The following is a 21,103-nucleotide window of genomic DNA, read 5'->3' as shown; positions in this document are numbered from 1 at the left end:
TTAAACTCCTAACTTCCATGACAGGGTACGCAGCAGATCGGCAAACACACCCGCCGCCGTGACGTCGTTCCCTGCACCATAGCCGCGAAGCACCAGCGGCAATGGTTGATAATAGTGGCTGTAAAACGCCAGGGCGTTCTCGCCGTTTTTCACTTTATACAGCGGATCGTTGCCATCCACTTCGGCAATCTTCACGCGGCAAACGCCATCCTCTTCAATATTGCCAACATAGCGCAATACCTTACCTTCATCACGGGCTTTCGCCACGCGCGCGGCAAAAGCGTCGTCGAGCTGCGGTAAATGGGTCATAAAGGTGCTGACATCGCCGCTGTCGTCAAACCCGGCGGGCAGCACCGGTTCAATAACGATATCCGACAGTTCCAGCTCGCGGCCGGTTTCACGGACCAGGATAAGCAGCTTGCGCGCCACGTCCATGCCGGAAAGATCATCGCGCGGGTCCGGCTCGGTATAGCCCAGTTCGCGCGCGGCGCGGGTCGCCTCCGACAGGCTCATCCCCTCTTCCAGCTTGCCGAAGATGAAGGATAACGAGCCGGAGAGGATGCCGGAGAAACGCTGCAGTTCATCGCCCGCGTTGAGCAGGTTTTGCAGGTTTTCAATGACCGGCAGGCCGGCGCCGACGTTGGTGTCATACAGGAACTTGCGGCGCGACTTGCTCGCCGCCAGGCGCAGCTGATGGTAGTAATCCATCGACGAGGTGTTGGCCTTTTTATTTGGCGTCACCACGTGGAAGCCTTCGCGCAGAAAATCGGCGTACTGGTCGGCCACCGACTGAGTGGAAGTACAGTCGACAATCACCGGGTTAAGCAGGTGATACTCTTTTACCAGGCGGATCAGGCGGCCCAGATTGAACGGCTCGTTGGCGCCGCTCAGCTCGGCCTGCCAGTTTTCCAGATTCAGCCCGTGGACGTTGGTCAGCAGCGCTTTCGAGTTCGCGATGCCGCACACGCGCAGATCGATATGCTTCTTCTTCAGCCACTCCTGCTGGCGCTTCACCTGCTCCAGCAGCGCCCCGCCGACGCCGCCGACGCCAATCAGGAACAGCTCAATGACCTGATCGGTGTTGAACAACATCTGGTGGACCACGCGCACACCGGTGGTAGCGTCGTCGTTATCCACGACCACAGAAATTGAACGCTCAGACGACCCCTGAGCAATCGCCACAATGTTGATATTGGCGCGGGCCAGCGCGGCGAAGAATTTGGCGGAGATACCGCGCAGGGTGCGCATTCCGTCGCCGACCACGGAGATGATCGCCAGACGCTCCTGAATAGAAAGCGGCTCCAGCAGCTCCTCTTTCAGCTCCAGATAAAACTCCTCTTCCAGCGCACGGCGCGCGCGCAGGCAGTCTATCTGCGGTACGCAGAAGCTGATGCTGTACTCGGATGAGGACTGGGTGATCAGCACCACGGAGATCCCGTTGCGCGACATCGCGGCAAATACGCGCGCCGCCATGCCGACCATCCCCTTCATGCCAGGGCCGGAGACGCTGAACATCGCCATGTTGTTGAGGTTAGAAATGCCCTTCACCGGCAGGCCATCTTCATCGGTGCTGGCACCTATCAGGGTGCCCGGTGCCTGCGGGTTACCGGTGTTTTTGATCAGGCAAGGGATCTGGAACTGGGCAATTGGGGAGATGGTACGCGGGTGCAGCACTTTGGCGCCGAAGTAGGAAAGCTCCATCGCTTCCTGATACGACATCGATTTCAGCAGCCTGGCGTCCGGCACCTGGCGCGGGTCGCAGGTGTAAACCCCGTCGACGTCGGTCCAGATTTCGCAGCAGTCTGCGCGTAAGCACGCCGCCAGCACGGCCGCAGAGTAGTCCGAGCCGTTACGGCCCAACACCACCAGTTCGCCTTTCTCGTTGCCGGCGGTGAAGCCCGCCATCAGGATCATGTGGTCGGCAGGAATTTTGCTCGCGGCAATGCGGCGGGTCGATTCGGCAATATCGACGGTGGATTCGAGGTAGTGGCCCACAGCCAGCAGTTTTTCAACCGGGTCAATCACCGTCACGTTGTGGCCGCGTGCGCTCAGCAGGCCCGCCATGATGGCGATAGAAAGTTTTTCACCACGGCAGATCAGCGCCGCATTGATGCTGTCCGGGCACTGGCCGAGCAGGCTAATGCCGTGCAGCACGTGTTTAATTTGCGCGAACTCTTGCTCAACAACGGTTTTCAGCTTCGCGAGTGGGAAGCCGGGCTGAGCCTCAGCCAGCCCCTGCAGCAGCTCGGCGAAAATACGCTCGGCATCGCTGATGTTCACAAGCGCATCCTGGCCACCGATGGTCTTCTCAATCATCGCCACCAGATGATTAGTGATTTTTGCCGGGGCAGAGAGCACGGTAGCAACCTGCCCCTGCCTGGCGTTACTCTCCAGGATATCGGCAACACGCAGAAAACGTTCTGCATTTGCCACTGATGTACCGCCGAACTTCAACACTCGCATGGTTCTACCTCGTTTCCTTTAGCCGAAAAAAAAGCCCGCACTGTTCAGGTGCGGGCTTTTTTTTGTTTTTCCTGTACGCGTCAGCCCGCATCGTTACCTGTGGTAATGATGGTGGTTGTTGTAATGGTGGTAATGCTGATGCGTTTCATGGATGTTGTGTGCTCTGTCATTATTATCTGTCTGTGCTCTATTCTTTTAGGGTTAAAGGATTGGCCCTGCTAAGTCAACGAATTTTTAATTTGATCACAGATTCGCTCACTCTGATGACCCGCTGTTTGCGGATTTATTTTCATCCGATTCCCCCAAAAGCAACCCCTGATATCAGACAGTTCAGCCATACTAAAAACGTATGGCAGCATTTTACTCGGCCAGTTTTTTTTCAATATCGTGCAGCAAACGGTGCAACATTGCCGTGTCGCGCTGTTCAAGTCGTCCCAGACGCTGCTGCAGCCAGTCCGTCATTTTTTGGTCGTCCGCCACGCCCAGGTGTGAAATCAGACTTTCTACCCGAGCGCGTAACGCGGTCAGTTGATTTTCATCGGTCGCGGAAACGGGCGGCGGGGTAATTTGCATTAAGGATGCTAATTGATAGCAGTAAACCATCACCGCCTGGCCCAGATTCAGCGAGGGATAATCCGCCACCATTGGCACGCCGGTAAGCACATCCGCCAGCGCCAGCTCGTCATTCGTCAGCCCGGAATCTTCACGGCCAAACACCAGCGCAGCGTGGGTGAGCCACTGACTTTTTTCACGCAGTAACGGCACGAGTTCTTCAGGCGTGGCGTAATAGTGGAACTTCGCCCGGCTGCGCGCCGTGGTGGCAACGGTGAATGAAATATCGTGCAGCGCGTCGGCGAGCGTATCGTAAGTCGTTATATTATCGACAATATCTCCCGAACCGTGCGCCACCCAGCGGGTTGCTGGCTCCAGATGCGCAACGCTTCCGACAATGCGTAAATCGGTGAACCCCATAGTCTTCATGGCACGCGCCGCCGCGCCGATATTTTCTGCTCTTGCTGGCTGAACCAGCACAATCGACAGATGCATTTTTGCTCTCTTTTTAATCAGTTAGCGGGTAAAAAGGTGATGCGCTTCGACATATTACGCAGCACGAATTTACAAAATTGCAACACAAATCACCGAAATAGCATTTCTTAACGAATTAAAGACGCTAAACTATTTTGTGACTGAACAATCAGTTAGAATGTTAACAGACGCTTATTATCCTTATGTTTTATAATGATAATAGCCGTATGAATACCCTCTGGTGATTGGATTCGTAACGTTTATCAATCAATGTCCGCAACTGGTTGGTTTATTGAAAAATTGTGACAAAGGCTAGCATTCGGCTACGATGATTTCATCAAACTGTTAACGTGCTACAATTGAACTTGATATATGTCAACGAAGCGTAGTTTTATTGGGTGTCCGGTGTCACTTAGCCTGTTATGTTGCTGTTAAAATGGTTAGGATGACAGCCGTTTTTGACACTGTCGGGTCCAAAGGGAAAGTACCCACGACCAAGCTAATGATGTTGTTGACGTTGATGGAAAGTGCATCAAGAACGCAATTACGTACTTTAGTCACGTTAAGCCGATCATGTTAATTTGCGACATGCATCAGGCAGGTCAGGGACTTTTGTACTTCCTGTTTCGATTTAGTTGGCAATTTAGGTAGCAAACATGCAGACCCCGCACATTCTTATCGTTGAAGACGAGTTGGTAACACGCAACACGTTAAAGAGCATTTTCGAAGCAGAAGGCTACGATGTCTTTGAAGCGACCGATGGCGCAGAGATGCATCAGATCCTTTCTGAAAATGATATCAACCTGGTCATTATGGACATCAACCTGCCAGGCAAAAACGGCCTTCTTCTGGCGCGCGAACTGCGTGAACAGGCGAACGTGGCGTTAATGTTCCTGACGGGCCGCGACAACGAAGTCGATAAAATCCTTGGCCTGGAAATCGGTGCGGATGACTACATCACCAAACCGTTTAATCCTCGCGAGTTAACCATTCGTGCACGCAACCTGCTGTCCCGCACCATGAACCTGGGTACGGTCAGTGAAGAGCGTCGTAGCGTAGACAGCTATAAATTCAACGGCTGGGAACTTGATATCAATAGCCGTTCGCTGGTTAGCCCGAACGGTGAGCAGTATAAACTGCCGCGCAGCGAATTTCGCGCGATGCTGCACTTCTGCGAAAATCCGGGCAAGATCCAGTCTCGTGCAGAACTGCTGAAGAAAATGACCGGTCGCGAGCTTAAACCTCACGACCGTACCGTTGACGTGACCATCCGTCGTATTCGTAAGCATTTCGAATCCACGCCAGACACGCCTGAAATCATCGCCACCATTCATGGCGAAGGTTATCGTTTCTGTGGTGATCTGCAGGAGTAATCCCGCAGATAATGCATTAAAAAACGGCGCATTTGCGCCGTTTTTTTTATTTCCAGATCCTCATGGTGTCGTTGTCCGGCTCAGCGGGAGGCGTTGGGCGCTTCGGCTGAGAGAGCGCATACCAGTCTAAATGACGCGTCAGATACATCACCGCAAACAGCGCGAACGCAAGCACCGCAGAACCCAGCAGCAACGCGCTGTCCTCCGAGCGCAGCAGGAACCACATCACCACGTCCAGCCCCAGCAGCGCCAGCACAAACAGTCCGCTGCGCTTCCAGCTTTTCAGCACGGCCTGCAGGTACATTCCGTTCATCAACGCCCCCACAAGGCTCGCGACAATCCAGGCGGGGGTAAACCCGGCATGCTCGGACAGCGCCAGCAGCACCAGATAGAACAGCACCAGCGACAACCCTACCAGCAGATACTGCATCGGGTGCAGGCGCAGCCCCGTTAAGGTTTCGAAAACAAAGAAGGCCATAAACGTCAGGGCAATCAGCAAAATAGCGTACTTGATTGCCCGGTCGGTTAGCTGATACTGGTCAGCCGGTGTCGCCACCGTGACGCTAAAGGCCGGGATAGTGCTCCACTCCGGTGTCTCATCATCGCTCAGCCAGCTTTGCATATTGTTTGCAAACCAACTGCTCTGCCAGTTTGCCTGGAACCCGGACTTACCGATCTGATGCTTAACAGGCAGATAATCCCCCATAAACCCCGGGTGCGGCCAGTTGCTGTTGAGCGTCATTTCGCTGTTACGCCCTACCGGTGCGACGGCAAAACTTCCCGTTCCCGCCAGATTTAACGAGATATCAAACGCGAAGGTTTTGTTCTCCAGCGCTTTATCGGTGAGTGGAATATGAATACCGGAAAGCGCGCCACTGACGCCCGCGCCCGGCTCGACGCTCAACGTTTCACCGTTGATTTTAGAGACATTCACCGTGCCAATCCCGCGCGCGTCTCCAACGCCGACCACGATAAACGGCTGCCCCAGCGTCAGCGTTTCACCCTTAAACTGTGACATTTTCTCCGTCGAAAACTGCGCTTTTATCTTCAGGTCGGTGTTCCAGATTTGTCCGTCATAGATACCGATACTCCGGGATTCCACATGCTGATTCCCTTCAACGAGCAGTGACTCCGGCAGAATGAAATGCATATAGCTTTTCTTGTATTCCACCTTTTTTTCATCTTCCAGCTTGTAAAAGACTTCCGTCACCGGAATGGCAATCAACGGACCGACCAGCTTCTGTGGTCCGCTGGTGCTCTGGCGCAGCGTGTTCTCGACATCGTTGCGATAGCTTTCGCGCTCCGAAACCAGGTTGCTGACCATAAAGAGGGGAATTAATAACAGCAGGATACACCCGAGCAGGGTGCTTACTTTCCAGAACAGGGGGGATTTCATCATTACGTCTCCTTTGTGATGAGGAGAGCGTACCGGGCCTGTGTGGGGCCAGTTTGAAGCTATGTGAAGTGACGGTGAAGCGTCAGCGTGGCAATGACGCCGCCCTCCTCCCGGTTACGCAGCGTAATCTCCCCCAGGTGCAGCCGGGCAACCTCCTGCACAAACGCCAGCCCTAACCCGCTGCTCTTCACGCCATTCTCACGCGGCAGCGAATAAAAACGTTCAAAAATACGGTCCAGCGCGTAATCGGGGATCCCGCTTCCGCTGTCGGTCACGGTGAGTTGTACCCGATCTTGCGTTTCACGGGCAGCAAGCTGGATTGCCCCGCCCTCAGGCGTGAAATCGATGGCGTTATCCAGCAGATTACCCAGCGCCTGTTCGAGCAGGTCGGGATCGCCCTGCACCGCCAGCGACCCGCTCTGGCAGACCAGCGTAAGCTGTTTTGCCGCCAGCAGCGCCGGGCGCGAGCCTGCAAGCCGCGTAAACAGCGTTTCAACGCTCACGTTCACCGGGACAATGTCCACCCGGTTTTCCAGCCGCGCCTGCGCAAGGAGCTTCTCCACCAGCGACTGCATACGGGCGTTTTGTACCAGGATGTTATCGATAAATCGTGCGGTCACCTCCGGAGGAGGACGTTCTGACAAAATTTCAGCCGCGCCGCGTATCGCCGCAAGGGGGCTTTTCAGCTCATGGGTCAGCGCATGAACGTAGCGCTCGATATAATTTTTTCCTTCCAGCCGAAGACGCATATTCTCCAGCGCCTGCGCCAGCTTTCGCAGTTCGCTGCTGCCGGGATTGGGCAGCGGCAGCGGCGTCTGGGTAGTCACCGAGTCGGCGTAGCGTGACAACATGCTGATGGAGCGGTTAATCCATACCACAACCAGCAGACCAATCAGCAAGGCAATCCCGAGCAGCGCGCCGCCCGCCCAGAGTATCCGCCGCTCGCTGCGGTTAATGACAGGCGCCATCGCGCTGTTGGGTTTTCCAACCGACAGCACGCCGATGATCTTGTCCCGATCGACAACCGGTGCGGCAACGTACATCACCGTGCTCTCCGGATCGTCCGGATTGCGTTGGGTACTCCTGGCCCCGTATTTGCCGCGAAGCGTCAGCCAGACGTCGTTCCAGCGGGAATAATCTTTTCCCAGCGCCTGCCCGGCAGAATCAAACACCACCGTGCCCTGCGCATCGGTCATGTAGACGTGATACTCGTTACGGACTTTGTGGATGCCGCCGATATTGGCCCGGAAGGGCCGCTGGTGGAGCTGTAAAAACGCTTGCGCCAGTTTGCCCTGCCGGGCATGACCTGATAGCAGATCGTCACGCCCGACTTCCGCCAGCAGCGTGGCGGTGTCTATCAACGTGCCCTCGGTCGCCCGTCGTACGCCGGGTTTCACCTCCTGAACGAAGATCGACAGCACGAACCATGCCGCGATAGCGACGATCAGGAAATACCCCAGCAGCAGGCGCATGCCGATACGCATTAATACAATCCCAGACTGTAACCCATGCCACGGTGGGTACTGATGGGTGAAATCTCCGCGTTTACCGCTCGCAGCTTGGCACGCAGCGTTTTGATATGGGTGTCCACGGTGCGATCAAAGCTGTCGCCGTCTTCACCCCACACCAGATCCATAAGCTGCTGGCGGGAGAAAACACGTCCCGGAGCGTGCAGCAGGATTTTAAGCAGCAGAAACTCGTAGCGCGTCAGCAGCAGAGGTTCACCACACCAGTGGATCCGGGCGGCAGGCTCATTAAGCTCAAACTGGCCGATACGAAGGATGTCAGAGGGTGCCGCTGATTTTTGCATCCGGCGTAAAATAGTGCGCACTCGCGCGCACACTTCACGCGGGGAGAAAGGCTTAGCCACGTAGTCATCCGCCCCCATTTCCAGCCCGAGGAGTTTATCCACCTCATCGCTACGCGCCGTCAGAAACAGCACCGGCAGAGACGGATGCCGGGCAAGAAGTTGGCGGCACAGCTCAAACCCGCTGATATCCGGCAACCCGACGTCCAGAATCGCGAGCGCGGGAACCTGTCGCCGCGCCGCCTCCAGCACCGGTAACCCTCGTTCAAACGCCTTTACCTCAAATCCCTCCTGCTGGAGCATATAGATAAGCGTATCGGCGATACTGATTTCGTCTTCAACCAGCCAGACAACAGGTTGTTGCATAGGTCATCCCTGAATCAGTGCCACGGCATAATCGGCACGGCGCTGATCGCGTTTTTCGGTGATCCTTCCACCACTTTGTCGGAATAGGCAAGATAGGCCAGGGCGTTACGTTTGGCGTCGTAAAAACGCACCACCTGCAGCTTTTTGAACACCAGCGAGGTTCGTTTCTGGAATACCACGTCGCCCTGTGCTTTGCCGTTTTTGATTTTGTCGCTCAGTTCAACCGGCCCCACCTGCTGACAGGAGATCGCCGCGTCGGAGGTATCTTCTGCCAGCCCCAGCCCGCCTTTGATACCGCCGGTTTTCGCCCGGCTGATATAGCAGGTCACGTTTTTCACATCGGGATCGTCGAAGGCTTCCACCACGATTTTGTGGTCGGGGCCGAACATTTTAAATACGGTATCGACGGAACCTACCTGTTCCGCCTGTGCCGCACGGCCAGCCATCAATAATAACGCGGTGAAGAGCAATGTCTTGTATTTCATATTGTTACCATTCTTTAAAATTACATTGAGCGATTATTCAACACTTTAGCCAAAAATGTAGCAAGATCACAGGATTAGAATATATCTGCCCATAATGCCTCGCAAAAAGCATTAATGCGCAAAAAAAACACTGAATGCTAAAACATCAAAAAATGCTATTATCCGCTAACCTGTTATCAGGCACCTGCTGTTTTAAGGATGAGGATAGTATATGGATCAGGCTGGAATTATTCGCGACCTGCTTACCTGGCTGGAAGGTCATCTGGACCAGCCTTTGTCACTGGATAATGTGGCGGCAAAAGCAGGCTATTCCAAGTGGCATCTGCAAAGGATGTTTAAGGATGTCACCGGTCATGCTATCGGGGCTTATATCCGCGCACGCCGACTTTCGAAGTCTGCTGTGGCGCTGCGTCTGACCGCGCGCCCTATTCTGGATATTGCGCTGCAGTATCGGTTTGATTCACAGCAAACCTTCACCCGCGCCTTCAAAAAACAGTTCTCGCTGACGCCTGCGCTCTATCGCCGTTCGCCTGACTGGAGCTCGTTCGGGATGCGTCCGCCGCTGCGTCTGGGCGAGTTCGCCATGCCGAAATACCAGTTCATTACGCTGCCTGAAACCCATTTGATCGGGACGACGCAAAGCTACTCCTGTTCGCTGGAGCAGATCTCCGAATTCCGTCATCAAATGCGCGTGCAGTTCTGGCGTGATTTCCTGAGCCATGCGCCCGCGATCCCGCCTATCCTGTATGGCCTGAACCAGACGCACCCAAGCCAGGAAAAAGACGACGAGCAGGAGGTGTTTTACACCACCGCGCTGACGCCGGAGTTGGCTAATGGCTATATTCAGGGTTCAAAGCCGGTCGTCGTGGAGGGTGGCGAATACGTCATGTTCTCGTATGAAGGGCTGGGCACCGGCGTTCAGGAGTTTATCCTGACCGTGTACGGCACCTGCATGCCGATGCTGAACCTGAACCGTCGTAAAGGTCAGGACATTGAGCGCTACTATCCGGCCAGCGATGCTAAGCCGGAAGAAGGCCCAATCAATCTGCGCATGGAATTCTTAATTCCGATCCGCCGTTAACGCTGCAGTTCGTCCAGCGCAGGGGCATCGAGATGCGAAATGTCCCCTGCCATCTCCACGACCCACCCGGAAGCCAGCCATTGGCTCTCCTGATAATCAATGCGGGAAATTGAGCAGTTACGCAGGCGCAAACGGCGCTCGGCGTAGGCCGGTAATCCCAGAATGGTGCTCACCAGGCAACCCAGCGCGATACCGTGGCTCACCAGCAGCGGACGGCTTCCGGCCGGCAGCTTCAGGCACTCTGCCAGCGCCGCATGCATGCGCACGCTCAGCTCCTGCATGGATTCGCCTTCCGGAATACGGCCATCTTCGGTACCGTTCACCAGCGCACGCCGCCAGCCCTCTTCCTGCTCTGTCAGCGTATCGATATGGCGTTGCTCCAGCACCCCCATATCCAGCTCGCGAATGCGTGGCTCGAGGGTAACATCGCAGCCGCAGGCATCCGCGATAATTCGCGCCGTCTGCTGTGTACGACCTAAATCACTGGAGATAACGTGAGTGATGCCCAGCGTTCTGGCGCGTTCCGCTACCTGCCATGCTTGCTGCACACCCTTTTCAGTGAGGGGACTGTCTGACTGGCCTTGAATACGTCGCTCGGCGTTCCACTGCGTCTCACCGTGGCGAACAAGGTATACCTGTAACATGCTTTTTTTCCGTTATACTGCGATGAGTTTTTTTGAATCGAGCTTAATTATGCACCATGTTGTCTCTGCTACCACCAATCCTGCCAAAATTCAGGCAATTCTAAAGGCATTTGAAGAGATTTTCGGCGAAGGATCCTGCCACATTGACGCCGTCGGCGTCGAGAGCGGCGTCCCTGAACAGCCGTTCGGCAGCGAGGAAACGCGTGCTGGCGCACGAAATCGCGTCGCCAATGCCAAAGCCGCCGCGCCCAATGCAGACTTTTGGGTCGCCATTGAAGCGGGTATCGACGAAGGCGCAACCTTTAGCTGGGTGGTCATCGAAAGCCGTGCGCAGCGTGGTGAAGCGCGCTCGGCCACCCTGCCGCTGCCGGACGTCATTCTGAATAAGGTTCGCGAAGGTGAAGCGCTCGGGCCGGTGATGTCGCAGTACACCGGCATCGATGAGATTGGTCGTAAAGAAGGGGCAATTGGCGTCTTTACCGCAGGCAAGTTGACGCGCTCAAGCGTTTATCATCAGGCGGTGATTCTGGCGTTAAGCCCGTTCCACAACGCGATTTATCGTTAGGGATTTTTCAATAACACCGCTTCCAGCCACTGACGCAGTTCAACCGGCGCAGACTTCAGGCTGTTCGACCCGCGAGTGATGGTCGCAATGCCCGCGCCTAGCTCGTTTTTCAGCTCGCGCTGGCTCATTTCACCGCGCAGCAACTCTTCGATAATCCGCACGCGCGTGCCCAGCGCCTCGCGCTCGTCGGGCGTCAGCATCAGCTGCATCAGCGGCAGGTGCAGGTCTTTCTCATAAGACTGGCGGAGCAACTCCACAAAACGAAGCCACTCCTGATTGCGTTGTTCGGCCATCGCCGAGGAATACGGGGAATGCTGGGTCATGTTATGCCGCCTCTTGTACTCATTAGCGAGTACAGCATAACACAACCCACGCCGATCAGTAACGTCTCTGCCACTCAGCATCGCTCATCAGGGTATCTTTCTGCCCCATGAAGTAGCGGTAGTACGCGTCATAGGCCAGCACGTTCTTCACATATCCACGCGTTTCCGAGAACGGAATACTTTCGACAAACGCCACGGCATCGATCCGACCGGCGCTGTTCCCGAGCCAGGTGCGCACCCGCCCCGGACCGGCGTTATAGGCCGCCGAAGAGAAGATACGGTTATTGCCAAACTGCTGATAAACGTACTGCAGGTAGCTGGTACCGATATTGATATTGGTCTCCGGGTCCAGCAGCTGTGACGGGCTGCTGTAGCCTGGAATGTTGAACATCTTCACCGTGTGCGTGGCGGTACCCGGCATGATCTGCATCAGGCCGCTGGCCCCGACCGGTGAGCGGACTTTCGGGTTCCAGGCGCTCTCCTGACGGGCGATCGCCATTGCATAGCTCTGCGGAATGTCTTTCCCGCTGGTATAGCGCTCAAACAGATCGTTGTAGGCCAGCGGGAATCGCTCTTCAAGATGATCCCACAGCTTACCGGCGATCGTCGCCTGCACGCTCAGATCCCACCAGTGGTTATTAAAGGCGTAGCGGGCAAGCTGCGCTTTTTCGTCGGTGGTGCGGCTGGTGACCAGGTTAGCCCACTCGCTGCGCGCGGTGTTGTCGAGATTCCAGTACATCAGCTCGCGCACGCGGGCCATCTCCGGCCCCTGCGTCAGCGTCGGGTTGGCGTTAGCCGGGGCTTTGTCGATTTTCAGGGTGTACTCTTCACCCAGACGCTGCGCCGCCACCATCGGGTAGAACCCACGCTGCTGCATCAGGGCGTGGAGGATCGTTTTCGCTTCGTCTTCACGGCCGCGCTCCAGCAGCAGGTCTGCCTGCCAGTAGCGCCATTCATCTTTCTCTTTGGCATCCATCGGCAGGCGAGCCAGCCAGGTATTCAGCCCACGGCGATCGCCCGTGCCCAGCGCCATGCGCACGCGGCGCTCAACCAGAGAGGTGGAGTTTGACCGCATAATCGCGTCGTCACGCCAGCGGGCCTGCTCGTCGGTCACATCCGTGCCCATCAGTCGCCACGCCACGGTGTCGCGCAGCTCCTGAGTTTGCTCGTCGTTAAGCTGCTGCGCCTGCACCAGTTGCGGGATCATCAGCCGCGCGTTTTCCACATCGTCACGCGCCACGCTGGTAAAGGCTACCGCCGCCATCTGACGGGTAAAATCGGTGGCCCCCGTGGTACGCGCAAAGGTCAGCACCGAATTGGGATCGTTCGCAAGCGCGATGACGGCTGTCGAAATGGTCTGATAGTCCGGCGGCATCTGCCCCGCCAGGGCGGTGACCAGACGCGTATTCCCGGCCTTCATCGCCAGGCGGATACGCTCAAGATAGGCCAGCGGATCCTGCTTGCCGGAGGCGCGCCAGGCACCAAACAGCGAATCGCAGGCGTTTGGCTGGCTTTTGCCGGTCAACCACAGATCCTTCGCCCCTGCCCAGGCCTCTTCCTGCTGGCCGGTGGCCCATTTCGCGTAGTAATAATTACACTGTGCCTCGGTCGTGCCCGGCTTTTCAGGGCTAAAGGCCAGCAGCCCGCGCCAGTCTTCACGACGGGCCAGCTCGTTCACAAACCGGGATTTAAGGTTGCGCGCGGGCGGCAGGGTCGGATTCGCCTGGATAAAATTGTTGACGGTGACGGTCGGTTGATTCATGAGATCGTCAGTAATCTGGCGATACTCGAGATACGGGTACAGCGGATACTCTTTTAGCGTCGGCATCAGCGCCTGCACGGTATCCATCTGTTTATTGTCCCACGCCTGCTTGATTTGCGCGTAGCGGCTGCGCTGTTCATCCAGTGAATCGGCTCGCACCGCCTGGCTCGCTGCCATTACGCATACGCTGGCAGCCAGCAGTCGCCAGACCACCTGTTTGGCTTTTTCCACAAGCTCTTCCTCATTGTTTTTACTTCCGTTGCGGCGTCATGCCATCTCAACGACTTATCAACTTATGCTAACCAGGCATCCGGCAGCGCGCCACGTTATGGACACTTTTTTACCTTTCTTGCGCGTTTTAACACTCCCGACGTTCCTGGCTGGGATTAGGTCGTGAAAAAGGCTACACTTCGGGGCTTAAACCTATTCACATCACGATAAAAGAGGCGAAGTCCAACGTGGCTCAATTCGTTTATACCATGCATCGTGTCGGCAAAGTGGTTCCGCCGAAACGTCATATTCTTAAAAATATCTCGCTGAGCTTCTTCCCGGGCGCAAAAATCGGTGTTCTGGGTCTCAACGGTGCCGGTAAGTCCACCCTGCTGCGCATCATGGCCGGCATCGATACAGACATCGAAGGTGAAGCCCGTCCGCAGCCTGGCATCAAAATCGGCTATCTGCCGCAGGAACCTCAGCTCAACCCGGAACACACCGTCCGTGAATCCGTTGAAGAAGCGGTTTCCGAAGTGGTTAACGCGCTGAAAGGCCTGGATGAAGTGTATGCCAAATATGCCGAGCCGGATGCGGACTTCGACAAGCTGGCTGCTCAGCAGGGCAAGTACGAAGAGATCATTCAGGCGCACGACGGTCATAACCTGAACGTGCAGCTGGAGCGCGCGGCCGATGCCCTGCGTCTGCCAGACTGGGATGCAAAAGTGGAGAAGCTCTCCGGTGGTGAACGCCGCCGCGTGGCGCTGTGCCGCCTGCTGCTGGAAAAACCAGACATGCTGCTGCTCGACGAACCGACTAACCACCTGGATGCCGAATCCGTAGCGTGGCTGGAACGCTTCCTGCACGATTTCGAAGGCACCGTTGTGGCGATTACCCACGACCGTTACTTCCTCGACAACGTTGCGGGCTGGATCCTTGAGCTGGACCGTGGTGAAGGTATTCCGTGGGAAGGTAACTACTCCTCCTGGCTGGAGCAGAAAGATCAGCGTCTGGCGCAGGAAGCGTCTCAGGAAGCGGCGCGCCGTAAGTCTATCGAGAAAGAGCTGGAGTGGGTTCGTCAGGGCGCGAAAGGCCGTCAGTCTAAGGGCAAAGCCCGTCTGGCACGCTTTGAAGAGCTGAACAATACCGAATACCAGAAACGTAACGAAACCAACGAACTGTTTATTCCGCCTGGAGCACGTCTGGGGGATAAAGTGGTTGAAGTCAGCAACCTGCGTAAATCCTACGGCGACCGCGTGTTGATTGACGACCTGAGCTTCTCCGTGCCGAAAGGCGCGATCGTCGGCATCATCGGTCCGAACGGCGCGGGTAAATCCACCCTGTTCCGCATGATGTCCGGTCAGGAACAGCCTGACAGCGGCTCCATCACCCTGGGTGAAACCGTGAAGCTGGCCTCCGTTGACCAGTTCCGTGACGCCATGGACAACAGCAAAACCGTGTGGGAAGAAGTCTCCGGCGGCCTGGATATCATGCGTATCGGCAACACCGAGATGCCAAGCCGCGCCTACGTTGGCCGCTTTAACTTCAAAGGCACCGACCAGGGCAAACGCGTGGGCGAGCTGTCCGGCGGTGAGCGCGGTCGTCTGCATCTGGCGAAGCTGCTGCAGGTGGGCGGTAACGTGCTGCTGCTCGATGAACCAACCAACGACCTGGATATTGAAACCCTGCGCGCGCTGGAAAACGCCCTGCTGGAGTTCCCGGGCTGTGCAATGGTTATCTCGCACGACCGCTGGTTCCTGGACCGTATCGCGACCCACATTCTGGATTACCAGGACGAGGGTAAAGTGGAGTTCTTCGAAGGTAACTTCACCGAGTACGAAGAGTACAAGAAACGCACGTTGGGCGCAGACGCGCTGGAGCCGAAGCGTATCAAGTACAAGCGTATAGCGAAATAAGTGCCGACAGCCGGGTAAGCGTCAGCGCACCCGGCTTTTTTAATTCCCCACGTAAAACCGCTTCACCTCATCAAACTGCATTGCAAAGTCGATATAGCTCATCAGCGCAGGCGAGTTCAATTTGCGGCTCGGATAGGCCAGCCACAGGTCGTTCCCCTCGACGTTCCACTCCGGCAGCACCTTTACCAGCGCACCTGTTTCAATCTTATCTTCCAGCAGGAATGCGGGGAGCATGGTGATCCCGGCCCCGGCGACCGCGCACTCGCGGGCGTAGACCAGGTTATCCGTCATATGGGCGTTATCCGGCAGATAGCGGTAATCCTCACTCGCGCGTTGCAGCACCCATTCTGACCAGGCCCGGTGGGTAATGCAGCGATGGCCCACCAGCTGGCTGGGATGCGTGAGCGGTTCCCGGCGCGCCAGATAGCCAGGAGATGCCAGCATATAGCGCGGACAGTGTCCAATCATGCGGCCTATCAGCGTGGAGTCCTGCGGTTTGCCGGTGCGTAGCGCCACGTCATAGCCGGACTCGACCAGGTCGAGCACGTCATCGGAAATCGACACATCGAGCGACACGTCGGGATAGCGAAGCTGAAATTCGGCATTCATGTGCGCCAGCAGCGTCGCGCCGATCCCGGCGGGACAGGTGATCCGCAGCCGCCCGCTGGGGTTATCCCGCAGGCGCTGAATGGCGTATTCCGCCCGTTCGCTCGCGGCCAGCATCTCGCGGCAGTGCACCAGATAATGCTCGCCCGCGAAGGTCAGGCTTAGCCTGCGGGTAGTACGGTTCAGCAGGCGGATCCCCACCTGCTGTTCAAGCTGGCTGATACGCTGGCTGACGCTGGATTTCGGCAGGTCGGCTTTGCGCGCCGCCGCGGTGAAGCTGCCCATCTCGGCCACCAGCGCAAACAGGGCCATATCCTGCAGCTGTTTAAACATGATTGTTCAACCTGTTCGAACGCTTCGTTCTTGATTGTCCATCTTATCACGCAGACGCGGGCTTAATAGGCTGGTCTCAACACAACGCATTCCACCGAGGCGCACAGGAAAGTGCTTGAGGGACATATGCGGAGGAGAGTAGTGGTGGCGTTTTGAGCACTCTGGTGCCCTCACCCTAACCCTCTCCCACGGGGAGAGGGGATTTTAAGTTCCCTCTCCCTTTGGGAGAGGGATGGGGTGAGGGGAAAGCAATCTACCCCTGCTCCCCCATCATCGCCTTTACCAGCTCCACGCAGCGCAGGAAACGCGAGTCGTAGTCCGCCTCTTCAACGTGAACATACTCCACATTATTCTCGTTGAGCATCTCCACCAGCATGGACTGGAACTCTTTTCTGTCCACGGAGCTGCCGAGGCTGCGCATCCCGTCGGCCACCCACGGGGTGTTGTTTTCCAGCAGGATCACCAGGTCGAAACGGTATTCGTCAATCAGCGCCTGCACGAACGGGTGCTCGCGCCCTTCGTACTTCTTACAAAACGCCTGGGTGGTAACAAAATCGGTATCGATAAACGCCACTTTGTTAGCGTATTTCACCGCAAAATCGATGTACTGCGCATGGCCGAGCGCGATTTTATCGTAGTCGGAATACTGTAGCGCCATCTCATCGCCGCCCAGATGCGAGAAGACGTAGTCGCGCCCGTACTCCCACGCGCTGGTAGTGTTAAAGATGTTCGCCAGCTTGTTGACCAGCGTCGATTTACCGCTCGACTCACCGCCGAGGATCGCCACCGTGCGCACAAAGAAGGGCTTCACTTCGGTCGGGATGTAATCCCAGTAGCGGGACGGGTTTTCGCGGATCTGCGCCCCGCTGATGTTCATAAAGGTACGCTTAGGGTCGATCAGCACCGTCTCGATACCCAGATGCTGGCGGAACTGCGGCGCATCGGACTCTTCAGAGGTGTAGATCCAGTTGGGGGTAATCCCCTTCTCGTCCATAAACGTCTTTACACCGTTGCTCCACACGTCCCAGCCGTGCGGGTACGGCTCCATGCCCTCTTCGTTAAAGGCATGAATACGAATGTTTTTTTGATATTTAAACGTCTGAAGCAGCCAGCGCAGGCGGTCTGATACCGTCGGCTGCTGCGACATGGCGCTGTCTTCAAACAGCTGACGGTCGCGGGTTTCGTCGTAGCCCATAATTATGTGCAGCTCATCAACCTGGCTACAGGCGCGCTGGATCAAATAGATATGCCCGGTATGCAACGGATAAAACTTACCGAACACCACGCCGATGTTCTTTTGCATACGCGGGAATTCCAGCCCCAGAAAGCGGTGCAGCGCTTCGAGCTTTTGCGCGCTGGGGCTTTTGATTTTGGCATTAAGCAGTTGGCTCAGATAGCCTTTGGTCATGCCGCTGGCGTCCGCCACCTGCTGCAGCGTACAGCCCTTCTGGCGAATGGCGGTCTTGATATAGTCAAACGACGACATAAATTACGGTGCCTCCTGCAAAATCGAATACGTAATTATAAGTCGTCAAAGACGTTTAACGCATCCGCGAGTTTTTTCACGCCAAAGACCTGCATCCCTTCCGGGATCTTTTTCGGCACGTTGGCCGCCGGAACAATCGCCCGGCGGAAGCCGTGTTTCGCCGCCTCGGAGATACGCTCCTGGCCGCTCGGTACCGGGCGGATTTCACCGGCCAGCCCCACTTCGCCAAACACCACCAGATCCTGCGGAAGCGGTCTGTCGCGCAGGCTGGAGACCATCGCCAGCAGCAGCGCCAGGTCGGCGCTGGTTTCCGTCACCTTGACGCCGCCCACCACGTTGACGAACACGTCCTGGTCCGCCATCTGCAGGCCGCCGTGACGGTGCAATACCGCCAGCAGGATCGCCAGGCGGTTCTGCTCCAGACCAACTGCCACGCGCCTTGGGTTGCCCATCATCGAGACATCGACCAGCGCCTGAATTTCGACGAGCAGCGGACGCGTTCCTTCCCACAGCACCATCACCGAGCTGCCGGAGGTGATTTCATCTCCCCGGCTCAGGAAAATGGCGGAGGGGTTGCTGACTTCTCGCAGCCCCTGCTCGGTCATGGCAAACACGCCCAGCTCGTTCACCGCGCCGAAACGGTTTTTGTGGCTGCGCAGGGTGCGAAAGCGTGAGTCCGCATCGCCATCGAGCATCACGGAGCAGTCGATACAGTGTTCAAGCACCTTCGGCCCGGCCAGCGAGCCATCTTTAGTAACGTGGCCGACCATCACAATCGCCACGCCGCGCGTTTTGGCAAAGCGCGTCAGGTAGGCCGCCGTTTCGCGGACCTGCGCCACGCTGCCCGGTGAAGACTGGATGTCGGCCATGTGCATCACCTGGATGGAGTCGATCACCATCAGCTTCGGCTGCTCTTCTTCGGCAATCATGCAGATCTGCTCGATGCTGGTTTCCGAGAGCATATTCAGGTTACCGGTCGGCAGGCCGAGACGGTGGGCGCGCATCGCGACCTGCTGCAGGGACTCTTCCCCCGTGACGTACAGGGTTTTCATCTGCTCGGCGAGCCGGCAGAGCGTTTGCAGCAGCAGGGTTGATTTCCCCGCTCCCGGGTTACCGCCGATGAGGATGGCGCTGCCGGGAACCACGCCGCCGCCGAGCACGCGGTCGAACTCTTTGAATCCGGTGGAGAAGCGCGGCAGCTCTTCAAGGCTGATGTCCGAAAGCTTTTGCACTTTCGCGACACCGGCATTCCCCGCATAGCCGCTCAGGCGTTCGTTGCGGGCCACGCTCGGCGAAGCCGCCACACCACGCACTTCGGTGATGGTGTTCCAGGCATGACAGGCGCTGCACTGCCCCTGCCAGCGCGGATAGTCCGCACCACATTCATTACAGACAAATGCGCGTTTAGGAGCTTTCGCCACGGTTTACCTCTTTATTTCTGTGCGGGCTGCGTGCCGGGTGGCGTTGACGCATACCCGGCCTGGAAAAGCAGACCGTTATTTCTGATTAATGCTGCCGGAGAGGATGCAGAACACCCCCATCAGGTCAGCGTGACGGATGGTCACTTCCGTCTTTTCATTCACTTTGGGCTTCGCGTGGTAGGCAATGCCGAGGCCCGCCGCTTTGATCATTGGCAGGTCGTTGGCACCGTCGCCAATAGCCACGGTTTGCGCCACAGGGATTTCATATTTTTCCGCCAGACGCGTTAACGTATTGGCTTTGTACTGCGCATCCACGATGTCACCCGTCACCTGCCCCGTCAGCTTACCGTCGACGATCTCCAGCTCGTTCGCCACCACGGTGGTCAAACGCAGCTTATCGCGCAGGTAATCCGCGAAGAAGGTGAACCCTCCCGAGGCGATAGCCACTTTCCAGCCCAGCGTCTCCAGCTTCAGCACCAGCTGTGTTAATCCTGGCATCAAAGGCAGCTCGTCGCGTACCTGGCGCAGAATGGTCGCATCGGCCCCTTTCAGGGTAGCGACGCGCTGTCTCAGGCTGGCGGTAAAGTCCAGCTCGCCGCGCATCGCCCGCTCGGTGACTTCCGCCACCAGCTCGCCGCTGCCCGCCAGCTTCGCGATTTCGTCGATGCACTCGATCTGGATCGCCGTGGAGTCCATATCCATCACCAGCAGGCCTGGCGTTTTCAGATGAGGAATTTTGCCCAGGGGGGCGACGTCCAGCCCGGCGTCGTGTGCCAGGCGCGTAGCGCGCTGCGTCAGGGAGCCTGCCAGGCGAATGACCTGATAATCTTCCACGCACCAGGCCGCCACGATCACCATCGCTGCGCCCAGGGTCGATTGATATTGGGTAAGGCGTTGCTTATCCAGGCCGCGTCCGTACAGCAGCCAGCCGCTACGACCGGCGTGATAATCGAGAGGCATTACCTCATCGCCACTTAAAGAGAGCGGCAATCCTGGCCATAAAGAGACATCCATCGGCAGGTCGCACCAGGTAATATTCGGCATTAAAGCTCCTGTAAATTCGTTCGCGCCGGAAGGTTCCCGAGGGAAAATAACGCATGAGGCTACCTTGTAACCATCACTTCTGGCAACATTAAGCCGTAAATTTTCAGCAGGTGGAATATGGCTCGCGCAAAACTGAAATTCCGGCTCCATCGTGCCGTGATTGTCCTGTCCTGTCTCGCATTATTAGTCGCGCTGATGCAAGGGGCATCGTGGTTCAGCCAGAATCACCAGCGGCAACGTAACCCGCAGTTTGAAGAACTGGCGCGCACCTTAGCCCGCCAGGTCACATTGAACGTCGCACCCGCAATGCGGACCGAAACGCCTGACGAAAAGCGGATAGGCCAGGTGCTACGCCAGTTGACGGAGAACAGCCGCATTCTTGATGCCGGTGTGTATGACGAACAAGGCGACCTGATCGCCCGCGCCGGCGAGCACGTCGACGTGCGCGACAGGCTGGCGCTGGACGGCAAAAAAGCCGGGGGCTATTTCAACCAGCAGATCGTCGAACCCATTCAGGGGAAGAATGGTCCGCTGGGGTATTTGCGCCTGACGCTGGATACCCACACCCTGCCAACGGAAGCCAAACAGGTGGATAACACCACCAATATTCTACGCCTGATGCTACTGCTTTCCCTCGCCATCGGCGTTGTGCTGGCACGTACCCTGCTGCAGGGCAAACGCACCCGCTGGCAACAGTCGCCTTTCCTGCTGACCGCCAGCAAGTCCATTCCCGAAGAGGAAGAGAGCGAGAAGAAGGATTAGTGATAAAGTAGGCGGATGATTCGGAAAAGGAACT

Annotated in this window: 20 protein-coding genes and 1 other annotated feature; of the genes, 5 read left to right on the top strand and 15 right to left on the bottom strand. The window is 56.8% G+C overall.

The features are described from left to right. The 4 genes from thrA to yjjY form a co-directional block, all read right to left on the bottom strand. Positions 1–2,463, bottom strand: a complete 2,463-nt coding sequence (thrA, locus tag QLG21_RS08545) for a bifunctional aspartate kinase/homoserine dehydrogenase I (RefSeq protein ID WP_282484219.1) — start codon at positions 2,461–2,463, stop codon at positions 1–3. Between the two features lie 24 nt (positions 2,464–2,487). Next, positions 2,488–2,605 (bottom strand) — a sequence feature (Thr leader region). After that, the gene (thrL, locus tag QLG21_RS08540; protein WP_072039575.1) at positions 2,544–2,612 is read right to left on the bottom strand and encodes a thr operon leader peptide; all 69 of its coding nucleotides are present in this window, start codon (positions 2,610–2,612) and stop codon (positions 2,544–2,546) included. Its footprint overlaps the feature before it by 62 nt. 211 nt (positions 2,613–2,823) lie before the next feature. After that, entirely contained in the window at positions 2,824–3,510 is a 687-nt protein-coding gene (locus QLG21_RS08535; RefSeq protein ID WP_058609641.1) for a tRNA/rRNA methyltransferase, read from the bottom strand. A gap of 399 nt (positions 3,511–3,909) precedes the next feature. Continuing rightward, a complete protein-coding gene (gene yjjY, locus QLG21_RS08530; RefSeq protein ID WP_001541509.1) occupies positions 3,910–4,050 on the bottom strand; it encodes a protein YjjY in 141 nt (46 codons plus the stop codon). Positions 4,051–4,145: 95 nt separating this feature from the next. Between yjjY and arcA the strand changes: the two genes are divergently transcribed. After that, positions 4,146–4,862 carry a two-component system response regulator ArcA gene (gene arcA, locus QLG21_RS08525; protein WP_006174002.1) on the top strand — a complete coding sequence of 239 codons (717 nt, stop codon included), beginning with the start codon at positions 4,146–4,148 and terminating at the stop codon, positions 4,860–4,862. Positions 4,863–4,908: 46 nt separating this feature from the next. Here arcA and creD read toward each other — a convergent pair whose 3' ends face one another. Genes creD through creA form a run of 4 tightly spaced genes read right to left on the bottom strand, consistent with a single transcriptional unit; the run spans position 4,909 to position 8,916 of the window. Next, on the bottom strand, positions 4,909–6,261 hold the full coding sequence (gene creD / locus QLG21_RS08520; protein ID WP_137849626.1) for a cell envelope integrity protein CreD: 1,353 nt from the start codon (positions 6,259–6,261) through the stop codon (positions 4,909–4,911). Between the two features lie 56 nt (positions 6,262–6,317). Further along, the gene (creC, locus tag QLG21_RS08515; RefSeq protein ID WP_282484218.1) at positions 6,318–7,742 is read right to left on the bottom strand and encodes a two-component system sensor histidine kinase CreC; all 1,425 of its coding nucleotides are present in this window, start codon (positions 7,740–7,742) and stop codon (positions 6,318–6,320) included. Next, entirely contained in the window at positions 7,742–8,431 is a 690-nt protein-coding gene (gene creB, locus QLG21_RS08510; protein WP_282484217.1) for a two-component system response regulator CreB, read from the bottom strand. Before creB ends, creC begins: the two co-directional genes overlap by 1 nt. 14 nt (positions 8,432–8,445) lie before the next feature. Further along, entirely contained in the window at positions 8,446–8,916 is a 471-nt protein-coding gene (gene creA / locus QLG21_RS08505) for a protein CreA (RefSeq protein ID WP_006174009.1), read from the bottom strand. Positions 8,917–9,127: 211 nt separating this feature from the next. Here creA and robA point away from each other — a divergent pair, with 211 nt between their 5' ends. After that, positions 9,128–9,997 (top strand): MDR efflux pump AcrAB transcriptional activator RobA, encoded by an 870-nt coding sequence (gene robA, locus QLG21_RS08500; protein ID WP_006174011.1) that lies wholly within the window; start codon positions 9,128–9,130, stop codon positions 9,995–9,997. Here robA and gpmB read toward each other — a convergent pair. Beyond that, complete coding sequence (gene gpmB, locus QLG21_RS08495) at positions 9,994–10,641, bottom strand: 2,3-diphosphoglycerate-dependent phosphoglycerate mutase GpmB (RefSeq protein WP_006174012.1); 648 nt, start codon at positions 10,639–10,641, stop codon at positions 9,994–9,996. The two genes, robA and gpmB, sit on opposite strands and share 4 nt — an antisense overlap. A 49-nt stretch (positions 10,642–10,690) precedes the next feature. Here gpmB and yjjX point away from each other — a divergent pair, with 49 nt between their 5' ends. Continuing rightward, positions 10,691–11,206, top strand: coding sequence for an inosine/xanthosine triphosphatase (gene yjjX, locus QLG21_RS08490; protein ID WP_282484216.1), 516 nt, complete (start codon positions 10,691–10,693; stop codon positions 11,204–11,206). On the opposite strand, the gene trpR is transcribed toward yjjX, so the two are convergent. Next, positions 11,203–11,529 (bottom strand): trp operon repressor, encoded by a 327-nt coding sequence (gene trpR, locus QLG21_RS08485; protein ID WP_042319296.1) that lies wholly within the window; start codon positions 11,527–11,529, stop codon positions 11,203–11,205. The two genes, yjjX and trpR, sit on opposite strands and share 4 nt — an antisense overlap. Positions 11,530–11,584: 55 nt before the next feature. Then, positions 11,585–13,522, bottom strand: a complete 1,938-nt coding sequence (gene sltY, locus QLG21_RS08480) for a murein transglycosylase (RefSeq protein ID WP_042319297.1) — start codon at positions 13,520–13,522, stop codon at positions 11,585–11,587. Between the two features lie 227 nt (positions 13,523–13,749). Between sltY and ettA the strand changes: the two genes are divergently transcribed. Beyond that, positions 13,750–15,417 (top strand): energy-dependent translational throttle protein EttA, encoded by a 1,668-nt coding sequence (gene ettA, locus QLG21_RS08475; RefSeq protein ID WP_042319299.1) that lies wholly within the window; start codon positions 13,750–13,752, stop codon positions 15,415–15,417. Between the two features lie 39 nt (positions 15,418–15,456). Here ettA and QLG21_RS08470 read toward each other — a convergent pair whose 3' ends face one another. The 4 genes from QLG21_RS08470 to serB form a co-directional block, all read right to left on the bottom strand. Continuing rightward, on the bottom strand, positions 15,457–16,356 hold the full coding sequence (locus QLG21_RS08470; RefSeq protein WP_058609638.1) for a LysR family transcriptional regulator: 900 nt from the start codon (positions 16,354–16,356) through the stop codon (positions 15,457–15,459). 253 nt (positions 16,357–16,609) lie between these two features. Then, positions 16,610–17,842 carry a multifunctional transcriptional regulator/nicotinamide-nucleotide adenylyltransferase/ribosylnicotinamide kinase NadR gene (gene nadR, locus QLG21_RS08465; RefSeq protein ID WP_006174022.1) on the bottom strand — a complete coding sequence of 411 codons (1,233 nt, stop codon included), beginning with the start codon at positions 17,840–17,842 and terminating at the stop codon, positions 16,610–16,612. A 35-nt stretch (positions 17,843–17,877) separates the two neighbouring features. Beyond that, on the bottom strand, positions 17,878–19,263 hold the full coding sequence (gene radA, locus QLG21_RS08460) for a DNA repair protein RadA (RefSeq protein ID WP_023310326.1): 1,386 nt from the start codon (positions 19,261–19,263) through the stop codon (positions 17,878–17,880). Positions 19,264–19,338: 75 nt separating this feature from the next. After that, positions 19,339–20,307 (bottom strand): phosphoserine phosphatase, encoded by a 969-nt coding sequence (gene serB, locus QLG21_RS08455; protein WP_088208825.1) that lies wholly within the window; start codon positions 20,305–20,307, stop codon positions 19,339–19,341. A gap of 117 nt (positions 20,308–20,424) precedes the next feature. Between serB and QLG21_RS08450 the strand changes: the two genes are divergently transcribed. Continuing rightward, on the top strand, positions 20,425–21,069 hold the full coding sequence (locus QLG21_RS08450) for a YtjB family periplasmic protein (protein ID WP_006174028.1): 645 nt from the start codon (positions 20,425–20,427) through the stop codon (positions 21,067–21,069). Positions 21,070–21,103: the final 34 nt, after the last annotated feature.

It is taken from the genome of Enterobacter sp. V87_3 (assembly GCF_029967835.1).
GTDB lineage: Bacteria > Pseudomonadota > Gammaproteobacteria > Enterobacterales > Enterobacteriaceae > Enterobacter > Enterobacter cancerogenus.
Note: the sequence above shows the minus strand (reverse complement) of the source record. Positions and strands in the feature narration are given on the sequence as shown.